The sequence below is a fragment of the Verrucomicrobiia bacterium genome (genome assembly GCA_035765895.1).
GTDB lineage: Bacteria > Verrucomicrobiota > Verrucomicrobiia > Limisphaerales > DSYF01 > DSYF01.
The window spans coordinates 12,474-26,749 of the sequence record DASTWL010000049.1 but is presented as its reverse complement, the minus strand read 5'-3'; the positions used below and the strand labels follow the sequence as shown (position 1 = coordinate 26,749).

At 60.8% G+C, this 14,276-nt stretch carries 7 protein-coding genes; all 7 read right to left on the bottom strand.

The genetic code is table 11. From position 1 onward, the window contains the following. Positions 1-3: 3 nt before the first annotated feature. Complete coding sequence (locus tag VFV96_10400; protein HEU5070805.1) at positions 4-831, bottom strand: prepilin-type N-terminal cleavage/methylation domain-containing protein; 828 nt, start codon at positions 829-831, stop codon at positions 4-6. Between the two features lie 89 nt (positions 832-920). After that, complete coding sequence (locus VFV96_10395) at positions 921-3,725, bottom strand: DUF5695 domain-containing protein (protein HEU5070804.1); 2,805 nt, start codon at positions 3,723-3,725, stop codon at positions 921-923. A gap of 13 nt (positions 3,726-3,738) precedes the next feature. Beyond that, the gene (locus tag VFV96_10390; GenBank protein ID HEU5070803.1) at positions 3,739-6,417 is read right to left on the bottom strand and encodes a beta-L-arabinofuranosidase domain-containing protein; all 2,679 of its coding nucleotides are present in this window, start codon (positions 6,415-6,417) and stop codon (positions 3,739-3,741) included. A gap of 7 nt (positions 6,418-6,424) precedes the next feature. After that, positions 6,425-7,240, bottom strand: a complete 816-nt coding sequence (locus VFV96_10385) for a hypothetical protein (GenBank protein ID HEU5070802.1) — start codon at positions 7,238-7,240, stop codon at positions 6,425-6,427. Between the two features lie 128 nt (positions 7,241-7,368). Next, positions 7,369-10,296 carry a beta-L-arabinofuranosidase domain-containing protein gene (locus VFV96_10380; GenBank protein HEU5070801.1) on the bottom strand — a complete coding sequence of 976 codons (2,928 nt, stop codon included), beginning with the start codon at positions 10,294-10,296 and terminating at the stop codon, positions 7,369-7,371. A gap of 108 nt (positions 10,297-10,404) precedes the next feature. Next, positions 10,405-11,865, bottom strand: coding sequence for a sialate O-acetylesterase (locus VFV96_10375; GenBank protein HEU5070800.1), 1,461 nt, complete (start codon positions 11,863-11,865; stop codon positions 10,405-10,407). A 180-nt stretch (positions 11,866-12,045) separates the two neighbouring features. Continuing rightward, positions 12,046-14,028, bottom strand: a complete 1,983-nt coding sequence (locus VFV96_10370) for a sialate O-acetylesterase (GenBank protein ID HEU5070799.1) — start codon at positions 14,026-14,028, stop codon at positions 12,046-12,048. Positions 14,029-14,276: the final 248 nt, after the last annotated feature.

Genomic DNA, 14,276 nt, shown 5'->3' with positions numbered 1-14,276 from the left:
AACTCAAGGGCTGTCTCCATCATTATTTCTGGCCCACAACACAGACGCACTTTGCCGGGGCAGATTGTAACGAATGGCGCTGTTGCGGATGGCTTCGACATGTCCGTCAAAGCAGGCGGCATTCACCCGCTTGGCATGTCTCGCGACCGTCCGCGCATCGCCAGCGGGAAAGTTCTCAGAATCGCTCGGCGCCCGAAAAAAGCAGCCGCCGGTCCCCGCGGTCTCGGTCCAGTTGTCCGGATTGGATTCGCCCGGATTCGCAACGCCCGCCGCATCGGCAAAGGCAACGAACCGGCTGGGCGCGGCCACCAGATTATCCTTGGCGACGCCGCGCGGATAGGTCGGCCCGGATGCGGACGAAATGATCCGGCCGTATTCGGGGAAATTCATGCCCAAACCGAGAGAATGCACCCTGCTGATCGAGCCGCCCGCACCGCCTGTCGCAGCCTGGGTGAGCGCGGGACAATCAAACAACCGCTGCCCCGGCTTGAAACCGTCCAGCCGAAGTTTGTCGGGCCACCAAAGATGATCTGCGCTCTGAACCACAAAGGTCTCCGGGTCGTAAGCCGGCATATTCCAGCCCGGCGCGCCCGACGCGAGCCACAAGGGAATCATGACGCCGTCGTTGTCATCCATGTAGAGCCGGCTGAAAAGGCCAATCTGTTTGAGGTTGCTCACACAATTGATGGCTTTGGCCTTGGCCTTGGCCATGCTCAAGGCAGGAAGCAGCAGCGCCGCCAGTATGGCGATGATGGCGATGACCACCAACAATTCGATCAAGGTGAACGCGCGGTTGGGCGCATGCCGGGGTCGGGAAGGAGCTGGCTGCATGTTCTTCACCGGGCATTTCATCGCAATTGGAAGTTCTTGGGCGGATTCCCCGCCAGCGCCGCCACCAGTGCAAACCAGGCGAAGCGGCTTCATGGTTGCAGCCCCCCGGTGCGCTTGAGTTTGAAGACTTGGTCCTTGCCGCCGGCAGCGAACGGGAGTTCAAGCACTACTTCTGCACCGCCAGGGGCTGTGAGCGTGCTCACCTTTCGAGACCCCGCGTGGACGGAGTATTCTCCAGGCGGTAACCCTGCCACACGCACCTCCGTCGTATGTGCGCGCGTGTTGGAGGTTTCCAGCGTAAACTCGATTTGGGTTCCGGTTTCGGTGAACACGAGCGGCCGGCCGGCGGCGAAGTGTTCCACCGGAGTGACCAGATCAAACCGTCCCCCGGCAAGCCGGACGTGAAAACGCCGGCGCACGCCATCCTTCGGGATGACCATCAACTGGCCGCCGGACTTGTGCCAGTCACCGCCGAGGCAAATGCGTCCGAAAATTGGGTCGTCCGTGAGAATCGTAGCCGCTGCCCGCAACGCGCCGCAAAAGCCGAGATCAATTTCGCAAGCGTAATACCAGGAGCCGCGATGATGCGGTTGTTCGAGCCATGTCTGGCCGAACGCTGCGGGCTCAAAACCACCACCGGCGCCGCCGTCGTTGGCCCGGCCTGGATACCAGTAGCCATAGTTTGACTGCGGCGTGCCCGTGTTCATCAAGGCCCAGGCACTCAAAATGGAGGCGTAGCCCAGCCGCAGGAATGGCGCATCATTGGTGGTGTAATGCAGCGCGTAATCGAGCACGCCCCAGCCGCCCATTTGCGCCATGTAAGTCAGCATGTAGCCATTGCCGCTGCCGCGCCAGTCACTGCCCAACAAATAGTAGGCCGGTTCCAACCAGCCGCGGCACGCAATGTTCGCCGCCATTTGCCGCTCCATGAACTGCTCCGCCTGCGACGCCGTGAGGCCAAGCCGGTGCCCGACCGCGTCATTCGTGTGCGCCACGGCATAAGCCGCCAGGGCCTGCGTGGACTCGAATCCAGTCGTGTCGAAGGCATACTCGGAGCGGAACAAGTCTCCGCCGCCGGAAACGAAGGTCTTGACCTTGCGCTCCCAGTGGGCACGCAGGCGCGCCGCCTCATCGGTCAGCCCCGCCCGTTCCAAATCATCAATCAATTTCACGATGACCAACTCGTTGTAATAGCCGGTCCCGTCGGCGCCCCAGCCGGCGATCTCAAGGGGAATGGTGAACATGGCGATGGCGGTGCCGTAGGCGCGCCGCAGATAGTCCGCGGCCGGCAACACCGTTTTGATTTCCGGATGATCATGCGCGACCCGATACATGCTTTCGTAGATGAGGATCACGTGGGGATAATCATAAACCCGCCAGAAATGCTGCTGCCCCTTGGAACCGGGGTCCTTGCTCTCGCGGTTTTGTTTCCAGTCCGGAATGCCGTAAATCGCATAGGAATGGCTTTCGTCCGTGGTGCGCTGCAAACCGCCCCAGACGAAATGCTGGAGGTAGTAGTCCAGCGCCGCCACCTCACCTTGCACGGGAAACTCGGCGTTCTTCGCCGCCAGAAAGGCGGGTTTGCTCAATCCGGGATCGTCGCAGGTGACTTCGTAAATCCGCCAGCCCTTGATGCGATCATAGTTGTCCGGCCCCAGCAACGTTTGGGTTTCCATGTTCCATTCGGAGATCAGGCCGTCATACCACTTGCTGGCATCACGATGCTGGCACCTGGCAATGAAGGCGGCGCGCTTTCGAATCAAGGTCTCGATGGGCTCGGTGCAGAAAAATTCCAGGAACATCCGACGCTGGTCGCCATAATGAATGGTCAACCGGTTTTCGCCGAGCCGGGCGAAGCGCACCTGAAACAGATGATAGCCGCCATTGGTGCCGGCCGATTCGATTTGGGTTTGCCGGGGAAACTCCGCTTCGATTCCTTCGAGCTTCTGCGTGGTGCGGAGCGCGAGTTGCACGGGCAGATCATCCGGCACTGTCATGCCCGGAACCACCTCCACATCCACCCCGCCCTCCGCCACCACAATGTTCCGGACGCCGGCGTAGTCAGCCGCCCAGCGAAATTTGAAACCATAGGTGTGGTCGCTGCCTGTCTGACCCTGCGGGGCCAGCGTGAGGGATGTGTGGGGCAGGCGCCAATGCGAGCCGTGCTGTGCGATGTCAACCGCCGCGGCGGCGGAGTGTATGAACGCGCGAAACCCATCCCTCGCCTCCCAATACTCGAACGAGGTGTCACCCGTCGGCGTCAGGGTCAGAAAGGGGCCGACCCCATCCGCGCGCAACCACATGACATGCGAACCGTGGCCCGCAAGAAAACTGTGCTTCAACACCACAGGTCCGCCCGGGCGTGAGGACGTGTTCATCAACGCAATCGCCAGATCGCCGACTTCGAGGGGCTGGCTCGAGTTGTTTCGCAACCTCAACGTCCATTCAACCGCCGCCCCCGCCAGGTTGAGCTGTATTTCCATTCCGAGCGATCCAGCCAACCCGTTCGTGGTCTGGTAGCGCACGCGATAACTTGCCCCCTTGGCCCCATGGAGGGTGTCCACCACAGGCTTGAGTTCGCCGGTGTGAACCGCCGTCCATTCCATGCCGGTCTGGCGGTAACGGAGCAGCACGTCCCCCACTCGCGCGCCGGCCGGCACGAATTCCACCGCATTCCCCGCCGCGGATCGCAGACTGACAATTGCTCCGTCGGCCACCTGCAGCTTGAACTGGTCATTTTGCAATGTTTCCGGTTTGGGCTCCGCCGCCGCGGCAAGCAGTGCCGCACCGACGAGACCGGCCCACCACGCGGTTCGTGCCGTCCGGGCAAAGCCACGCCCCGCGAAGACCATCCCGCAAGTTCGGTGGCGCGTCACCATGGCGAGCTTTCCCACTCGGAAAGAATGTTCACTGACGTTTCAGCCAGACCAGCGAACGCCCGCCCCGGTTCAAACGCGCATAGTTGGGGATTGCCAGCAGCGGCTTGCCGTCCGTGTATTTCCCCTTGATGACCATCACGCCGTCGAGCAAATCGCCACGCCACTCGGTGGCCAACGGCGCGTTCGGGCTCAGAAGAGAATCCATATCCTGATCCACGCTCTCGACGTTGTAAATCAGCGGTCCGTAACGCAACGCCATCCGGCCGCGATCGGCGGCGATGCGTTCGTCGGCCGTCACGCGCTGAACCTTCAACGGCACTTCCCAGGTGACTTTGTCCCCCGCCGCCCAAGCGCGGTCAATCACGGCATAACCGCGGACAACAACCGGCTTGACCGTCTTTCCGTTGACCGCCAGCGAAGCCAGCCCGACCACGGCCGGCGTGGCGGTGTAAAGCCCGCTGGTCTGCCGGTCCGGCACGCGCACATGGAGCGCGAAACGGGCGGTCTTTTCAGGATTGACGGTCAACGTGATTTTGCCCTGCCAGGGATATTCAGTCGCCTGAGTGATCTTCACCGGCGTCCCGGCGAGCTCGCCGACGTTGACGGTGCCGCCGACGAAGAGATTCACGTAAAGTTCCTTTTCGCCTTTCGTGTAGGTCCACGTGGGCAGGCTGAGCAGCGTGCGCGGAATGTTGCCTACACAGCACGGGCACACATGCCACTTGTAACGGTGCCCGCTGGAATCCAGCGGATTCGTGTAGGTGTAATTCTGACCGTCCAGATCAACATCGCCGAGGATGGCATTGTATATCGTCTCCTCGGCCAAATCCGCGTAGCGGGCATCCTGAAAGATCATCTGCATCTTGGTCTGGAAGAAGAGTTCGCCGCAGCTGGCGCACGACTCGCAGTAGGCGTTGTTGGGCAGTGAGAAATCCTTGCCGAAGCCCTCGGACGTTTCACCGCTGCCCACGCCGCCGGTGAGGTAATACTTGCGATTGACGATGTTGTCCCAGAGCGACTGCACGGCGCTGAGATAATCCACGTCGCCGGTCTCCATGGCCACGTCCGCCATGCCGGAGTAGGAATAAACCGCCCGCACCGCATGCCCCACTGCTTCGTATTGCCGGGTGACCGGCAGGTGACTCTGGTCGTATTCCTCGCCATTACGACGGGAATCGAGAAGGAACTTGGCCATGGCGACATAGTCCCGGCCCTGGCCTGGGCCGTCCACCTGCTCAACCAGGCGTGCGAGTTTGACCAGCGCCTGCTCCATTTCCTGGTGCCCGGGATACCAGGCACGCTTGGGAGCGGGGCCAATGTTTCTCACCCAGCAGTCGGCGACACGTTTGGCCGCATCAAGCATCCGGCGGTCCGTGCCGTCCGTCATCAGGTAATGGGCGATCGCAGCTTCGATGAAATTTCCGGCCTGATAGTCTTCGTGAGCCCCTTTGTCAGTCCAACGGGGATGTCCCTCGATGGTATATTGCGTGTGAATGTAACCATCCGGTTCCTGGGCGCTCAAGATCTTGGGCACCCAGTCGTCAATCGTCCGCCGCATGGACGCCTGGGCCGCGATGATTTCCGGATCGCCCTGCGCGTCGAACATCTCCGCGTTGCACATCGCCTCCAGCGTGTTGTAAACCCAGGTGTTGGCAAAGACCGCGCCGGTGTGCTTGGCGGGCAACCCGGCAAGCTTCCGGCCCGCTTGCACGAAATTTTCAATGCCGCCTTCGCCTTCCTTCAACGTCGGGTCTTCACATTGCCGGACACAATGCGGAATCCAGTTCACGATCAAATTCTTGAGCCGCGGCCGCCAGAACGGACTGCTGACCTGATAACGTGTGGTCCACACCGGCATCAAATGGGCCTTGGGTGCCGGCGGCGTAACACGGACTTTGACGGAGCTGGATGAATTGAGCTGCCCATCGTCGGCCGTGAGTTTGAGCACGTAATCGCCAGCCTTGGAAAACCGCGCCGTGGTCTCCGGCGCGCTGGCGTCGGCAAAATCAACACGCCCCGGCCCCGATTCCTTCAGCCAACGAACTCGAGCCTTCCCGGCCGGCTTGCCGTCATCCTTCACCGTCCCGCTCAAGTAAGTCTGACCCGCGAGAACCACCACGCGGTCCACACCCGCGGTGACACTGGGCGCAAAGTTGGGCGATTTGCCGGAATCATAAACCCGCCATTCCAGGACGCCGGTGGAGGCCCCATCGTCGTTCCCATCAAACTCCAGCCGCAGCTTCGCGGTGGTCAATTCCGGAAACGTCGTGGTGTTGAAGCAATTCTCCGCCAGCCCGAGTCCGCTCGCCTGGCTGACTTCAACGAACGCATTCCCATCCCAATACTTCAACCGGCACGCCTTGGGCAGACGCACGCCACCGTGATCATCGAACCAGTAAACGTCCATGCGGTTGATCGAGACCGGTTTGGGCCAGGTGTATTGAACCCATTGCGTGCCGCGCTGGGGCCAATTCCCGTAGGCGCCGTGGCTCTTGTCATTGGAATTGGCCGGCGTGGCGCCGTCATTCAGCGCAGTGATCGTCTCGTGTCCCGACACATACGAGGTGGCGGTCTCGGCCACGACCGCGAGATTGACGCCCGTAGTTGTCGCGGATTGAGGTGATTCCTCCGCTGCACCGGCGCGCCCGACGGCGAGGAGCAATACTGCGAGGCACGCAATGCCTTGGATGTTCTGAATGGGTTTCATGGGCATATCACTGGTTTGCTGAATTGGTCTTCGATGCGGCAATGGGAGCGCCTGCTTCCAGACGTCCGCTGTAAAAATCATCCAGCAGCTTGAACGCTTCCGGATCGTAGGCTTTCAATCCTGCGCGGCCATTCGCAGGCTTGGGGCCATTCATGCCGAGGTCGCCGTGCGTGCCGAAATACCACATCGTCAACTCGGCGAAGAATTCGTCGAGGTTCGAGCCGGCGTAGGAACCAACCCATAAACCGTGGTCGAGCGACCGGCGATATTGCGCGCGCACCATTTCACGAACCTCACGCGACACGCCGCTGCCGAGGATGTTGTGGGCAAATTCGTGGACGCAGATATCGCGTCCGCGATAGCGGTCCTTCTCGAGCTTGAGCAGATTCTCCTCGCCGCAGGACGTGTGCAGGCCGCCCATGCCGCGCGTGCGCTGGTCGCGGGTCAGCCCGTTGTATTCGGGCAGCGGCTTGCCTTTGTCGTGCCGCCAATCCGGCAAATCCGTGGTGACCTGATCGCGCCCGATGATTTGCAATTCCGCTCCGGCAGCGCGGAGTTTCGCGCGCACGCTCGGGAGGTTGGTCAACATCATGGAGAGCCGGTCGTAGGCGGCGTAGAGAGCCGCATCCACCACGACGTCCGGCGCCTTGATGGGTATGCCCTCGTAGTCGAGTTCCTTGGCAAAGAAGCCTTGCTCCGGCGGATGGATGACTTTGATCGTCCTGACGCCTGGCTGACCTTCAGCCGGCGCGGCGGACAAGCGCGCCGGGACAAGGCAGAAAACCAGCAATCCGATGGGGAATGTCCGTGAGATGATCATCATGTCTATGACTTGATCGGCTTGTCCCGAATTCAGTTTTTGTCAGGCGAAAATTGGCGCCGGATTCAGCGGTTGCCAACGCCCGAGGCCGCGCCAGAGCGCCGTCCCCCAAGCCGTCTTCAGGAATGCGCTCACTTGATTCGCCATTCGTAAATGCCCATGGCATGGCGATTGGGCTCGTCCTGACATTGAACATCGAGGCGCAGCGCGGTGGTTTTGACCGGCGCAAACGTCACGACGTTGAACTTGTCCGGCTCGACGCCGTAGCCGGAAGGATTTTGCACCGGCTTCCACTCGTCGCCGTCCCGATAAAGCACCCGCCACCATTTCGGCAGCCGCACGTCGCCCGGCGGCTGTGATTCGTCATACCAGAAGACTTCGCACGAAGAGACAGTGGTTTCGGCGTCAAAGTTTTTCCTGACCCATTGGAGCTTCCCATCTTCAGCGCCACCAAAGCAGTAGGTGGTGAAGCGCGGCAGGTTCCGGTCGTTCGACTTTTCCGGCACCTTGCCGTCGAACATGGCCTCGTAAGGGTCGGGTCCACCACGACTATAGGAAGTGAGCGGTTCCGGCGGCGGCTGCCAGGCGTGGGCGTCCGGCCCGTCGCCCAACACGGGAATGGCCGCGACCCGCAATCGCGCCGCGCCCATGGGAATCAGCGTGATCGTCTGCAGCGGTTGATCCGATTTGACCGGACTGGGCTGCAACTTGTCAACCAGCCCCAGATGGTCCTCCTGCCAGTTGGAAAGTTGCCGCGCCTTCGCCAGCAACTCCACCGGAGCGCCTTCCTGGGTCCACGGCATGTTGTTCTCCGGCCATCGTTTCGTTACCACCTTGAAGGAATCAGCGACATCGGCGGGCGTGATCTGCAACGCGTAATTCCAGGGCGACGCCGGTTTGATTTCCCACGCGGGCCACGGCTCCGGAAAGCGCGCGGGTTCGTAGCGAACGTAGTTCTCGCCAATCTGGACCGAGAAGGTCAACGGGCCGCGCTCGACCGAAACGCTGTTTTGGTTCGCGGTCCAGGTTTTCACCCGGACCGGCATGGGCAGACTCAACGTGACCGTGTCGCCGTTCTTCCATTGCCGCTGAACTTTGAGATAGGCGCCCGGCTGGCTGTCGCACGGCAACTTCTGACCATTCAATTCGAGACTCGCCTTCTGGCACCAGGCCGGGATGCGCAGATACAGCGGGAAGTCCACGGACGTCGGAGTCTGGAGCTTGAGCGTGACCGTGCCATCGAAGGGATAATGCGTTTCCTCGGCAACACTGATCTTCACGCCATCGCCGACTTTGGCGTTTACCGTGCTGGCCGCATACATCACGGCGGCCAGTCCGTTGCCCGGGGCGGCTTTCCACAAACTCTGCGCAAAGTAGGGCCAGCCAGCGCCACTGTTGTGCTGGCAGCAGCGGTGGTCATGGGGATTCATCACCTGCATCGGTCCGCCATCGGCCAGCTCCGGCGCCTTGCTGCGCGCGTCTGAGTTGACCTGATTGGGCGAAGTCAGATAACGCAACGCCTTCATGTCCGCCGTCATCGTCGCGGGCAGCGTATTGAAAGCGATGTCCTCGCAGCGGTCGGCCCATTTGGTGTCGCCGGTCACATCGAGCAATGTTGCTTCGGAGATGATCATCTCGACGGCGCCGCACGTCTCAATCGCCTGCCGCGGGTCTGTGAAGCCCGCGCGCGCAAATTCGTCGCCGCCGAACATGCCGCCCGGCACCTGCCCGTAAATGTCCATCATGCTGTTCCAGTTGTTCTCCGTGGCGGCCAGGAATTTCGGATCGTGGTTCTGCTGGTAGAACTCAGCGGGTTTGCGGAAGCCCTGGGAGAAATCCACGTTGTGCCCGCCGGTGACTTTGCCCATCCAACTGGCACCGCAGCGTTGCAGCTTGGCTGCCAGCTCAAGCAACTTGGGATCGCTGGTCCGATTGTAGAGCCAGTAAACGCTGTCGAGATTGTCACCATTGCGCGGCACCTGCCAGCCACCGGAGAAGAACTTGTTGTCCGGAATCTGCAGCTCCCAGTCGAAGTAGCGCTGCATCAGCTTCAACACCCGTTCATCGCCGCTGTATTCGTAATACGACCGGAGCGCGAAGAGCATGTTTTGGTTCGGCATCAGGTCCGGCATGTTGCGGGCCTCATACACCGCGCCAGGCTGCTTCCAACCCAGGCGAATTTCGCCGTCGTTGATGTCGTTGAAGTAATCCAATCGCAGGTCGCACGGTTTGCCGGCTTCCAGATGCACGGATTGGCGGGCCACGGTCGTGCGCGCTGGATGACCGCCCCAATCTTCAACGACCACCTTGCCGTCCAGCCAGAGCCGGGCGCCGTCATCACAATACAACGAGAAGACATAGTCACCCGTCTGTTTGGCCGTCAGTCGGCCGGTCCAGCGGACGCTGTAATGCTCTCCGCCGAGCCCCGCCATCGGAGGACTGGTCTTTCGCCAGTTGAAATCCACCTGCGGATCCACCCGTTTGCCCTGGAGCTTCTCGAAATTCTGGTCGGAAAAATATTCTGCCGTAAGCCCGGGCTGACCGTCGCCCGTCGTGAACAGATCGGCCGGCACGGCCGGGTGAACCGGCGCACCCAAATTGGCGCGCGGGCCGAAATAGCCGTATTCGGTCTGGCTGGCGATGGCGGCTTCAAGCCACGGCTGGGCTTCCTTGATGATCTTCTGGTCGTCGAGCACATAGCCGAGTGCCGCGTAGCCGCGAAACCAATAGGGCACTTCCTCCCATGAATTGGCCCCCTCACCTTCTGGACTCAGCCAGGCGTTGTCCTCTTTGTTGCACCACGGGCTGATCTCGGTGAGATGTCCGGTGAAGCCGTCCGCCTCCAGCTCCAACTGCTTGCGCAGCCAGCCTTGGGGCTTGATTGCACCGAACGGCAAATTGATGAGCGGACTGGGCAGCAGTGGCGCGCGGTTGCCCGGGTAATTTTGGTTGCCGAGCGCGGCGTCGGGACTGGCAACAACTTCCACCACCGGGTCCCGTGCCGTCGCGGCGGCGCGGACGATTGGCGCAGGCCCGCCAATCGCAGCCAAAAAAATCATCGCACAAAGGAACTGGTTCCTTGATTTGATCATAATCGTCGAGTCTTTCATACGGCAAATGTGTCTCTCAAAATTCGTGATAGCCGGAGGCTGTTCACCAAAACCGTTTTACCAATCATCCGTTCGGAATGGCGATGCCGGCAGGCCTTCCTTGTTGTAAAGGTTTGCGCCTTCGGGATCATTGCAATAGGCGTAACGCACCGCGACGGGATGAGGAACCTCGAGGGAAGAAACCACCACATCGGCACCGTCAATTCTGGCCTCCGCCAGAACCCACTTCCGATTCGCGCCCGCCACTGCAAACTCTTTTAGTGGTTGGTCCGGCGCCGGCTTCACTGGCTCAAGGCCGTTCTTGCTCCCCGCCATCAGTCCCGATCCGACATGATCAAAGCGCAGCCGAATTCTGTCCTCCTCCACGGTCATCTCGCGATAAAGCGGCCCACTGAAAACGAGGTCTTTCCGGCCGTATTCATTATGCAGCGCCCAAAGCGACAGCCGCCTGGCCACATCCTGCTTGTTGCGCGGATGCCAGCCAGAGTCACCGGGCAAGTCAATGATCACCGCCATGCCAGTATGCGGGATGGCGAGACTCTTGCGCTGCGCTTCCCGTGTGGGCGACAATCCGTCACCCAGCCAGGGCGGATCATCCTTCTGCGGCATGCGCGCGAGCTGCACGTAATAGAACGGCAGATCCGGACGGTTCCATACCTGCCGCCAACCAGCGATCAACGCTTGCATCCGCCTGACATAAATGTCGTTCTCGCCCCCGTTCCATTCGCCCTGATACCAGGCCACGCCGCGCAAGCCGAACGGCACGAGCGGATGAATCATTCCCAAATATAAACCGGAGTTTCCAAGTCGCGGATGATCGGGCCAGTCCGGCGCGACCGGCACTCGGGTGCCATTCGCCAAAGCCGTCTTGGTCCGCGCAATCCAGTCCTCCAACAGCGGAAGCGCCTTGGGCAGGATTTGCTCGCGATACTGTCGCTCCGCAGCCTCAATGCCCTGCACCGCACCCGCGAACTCCGGCACGGTGGCGAAACCCTCCGGCGCCGTCCACAACTCGATGCGCGTCCCGCCAACCGAACTGTGAATGAGGCCGACCGGCACCTTCGTCTCAGCATTGATCTCGCGACCAAACAAATACAGCACCGCCGAGAAATCCCTCACGGTGTCCGGCCGACAAACCACCCATTTCGAATCCACATCATCTGCGAGCTGGCTCTTCTCCGAGCGCGGCACCGTGAAAAGGCGGATTAAAGGTCTGTCGGCTCCGGCGATCTCATCCTTTGAATTCTCCACGTCACGCATCGCAAATTCCATGTTGGACTGGCCGGATCCCAGCCACACATCTCCCACCAACACGTCGGTGACTGTGAGGGTGTTCTTTCCCGTGACAACGAGGTCCCGCCCGGAGGAACTCGCCGCGAAAGGCCCCAATCTGGTCATCCATTTTCCATCCGGACCCGCCACAGCCGTGGCGCTTTGACCGGCAAACTGCACGGAGACCCTCTCACCCGGATCGGCCCAGCCCCAAACCGGCGCGAGCATCTCGCGTTGCAACACCATGTGATCGGTGAACAACCGGTTCAGGCGAACCTCGGCGCGAGCCGATAAAACCAGCAAGACCGCGATCGCCACCCAAGCCAAGCCACGAAACCTGACGCACCCACCGGACAAGTGAGCACTCAGACCACCGGCTTCCCCCCCCAACTCATGGCATTTGGCAGACATGGGATTGCTTGACGATTACCAATTATCGGTGCGGAACGGGGACGCCGGCAGGCCCTCCTTGTTGTAAAGCTTGTTGCCGGCCGGATTCATCGAATACGCGTAGCGCACCGCGACGGGATGCTCCACCTCCGGACTGGAAACGAGCACGGTATGGCCGTCAATGACTGCATTGGCCCAAAACCACTTGCGATCCGCACCTGCGATTGCGAAGCACTGCAGCTTGGCACCTTTGAGTTCCTGGAACGGGTTGATCCCCGCTTTGGAACCCACTACAAGCCCGCCACCCGTGCAGTCAAAGCGGAGGCGAATCTGGTCGCCTTCGACCCGCATCGATTTATAAATCGGTCCGCTGTAAACCAGGCCGCGCTGGCCGTAATCCTTCGCGAGCGCCCACAGGGCGAGACGATGGCCAACGTCCTGCTTGTCCTTGGGATGGATGTCGCCCGGGTTGTCCGGATCGGCGAGATCAATGGTTACGGCCATGCCGGTATGCTTCACGTTCAGCGTCTGGAGTTGCGATTGACGGACAGTGGCCCAGTGGACGCCGTCGTTGCCAGCCGGATCATCGGTTGGATCGCGGAAGTTGGCGATCTGGGTGTAGTAAAACGGAAAATCCCCCTCGCCCCAGGCTTTGCGCCAGCCGGCAATCATGCCGCGCATCTTGTAAAAATAGCTGCCGGGTTTGTCGCTTTCATTGCCCTCCCCCTGATACCAGATGGCGCCCTTGATGCCGTAGCCGGCGTATGGCGCAATCATGCCGTTGTAAAGTGCGGTGGGCAGGAATGCGTTTCCCGGACCCAACGGCTCCCGCGGCCACGGTGGGAGCGTGAAAGCGATCTTGTATTTCCATTGCCCCACCAACGAGATCTTTCCCTGACCTGCACACGCGAGGAACATGTCCTCGGGCTTCCCATTGATGCCGCCCCAGCCGTCGGTGTCATTGACCCGAATGGCAATGACGGTCGAGCCTGCCTTTACGAGACTGGCCGGAACCGTGTAGGACCGGACCTGTTTGTAATCGTTGCCTTCGCCCACCTTGGTCCCGTTCCAATACGTGAGATCTTCATTGTCGACCGGAGCCAGGTGCAAGGTGAGTTCCTTGCCTGCCCAACTTTGCGGAATCGTGACCGCGAATCGTTCCCAGACCACGCCATCGATATTGAGACCATGGTTTTCCCAGATGTCGGGCTGCGGAATCGTTTTCCAATCCGCGTCCTCCAGCGAGGGGGACTCCCACCCCTTGTCCTCCACCGGCGCCTTGATCACGGCATCGCGTGCCGCGACTTCTGCCTCATACTTCTTTCTGGCCTCCGGATAATTCTTGAGCGTGTTGTCGTAAAGCTTGAGCGCTGCGGCAAACGCCGGTTCAGACATCATCATTTCCTTGCCGGTCCAAGACTCCACCGGGGTGCCGCCCACTGCCGACTTGATCAAACCGACCGGGACGTTGAGCGCTTGATGCAGTTCCAGGCCAAAGAAGTAACCAACCGCGGTGAATCCGCCAGCCGTCTCAGGCGAGCACACCACCCACTGACCTTGACAGTCCTTGGCAGGCTCGGCGGGAGCGGCGTAGCCGGTTGTGAAATGGCGGATCTGGGGATGATTGGCACGCCGGATCTCCTCCTGTGCGTTAATGACGCCACCCAGGTTGAAATCCATGTTGGACTGGCCCGAGCACACCCAAACCTCGCCCACGAGGACATCTTTCAAAACAATCGTGTTCCTCCCGGAAACCGTAAGCTCGCGACCTTCACTGCTGGCATTGAGGGGCGCCAATTTTACCATCCACTTGCCGTCCTTGTCCGCCGAAACCGACACCCGCCGGCCCGCAAACTCGACCGTGACCCTTTCACCCGGGTCAGCCCAACCCCAGACCGGCACCTTCACGTTGCGTTGAAGCACCATGTGGTCGCCAAAAATGTGCGGCAATCGAACATCCGCCCGGGCCAGGCCGGCGAACAACATCAAAACCAGCAAGGCGCCAGTGAATTTCTTCATGTCGGTTTCCAAGTTTGCCACCGTCGTCGTTAATCCCTAATTAAGTCACGGCCTTTCCTGCTCGCACCACTGCTGATTTTAGAAAAACCCGTGCGCTCTTCACGCGGCCGCCGCACGGCGCGGAGAGATGGCGGGAAATCGGTGCAGACCAAGCTTGGACGGTCAGGGGGAATTCCGCTGCTGCGCGGACCGGAGGCGGATCGAGTTGGGATTCAAGGTCCACCGGTTGGCGGCATCCTTGAGATGAA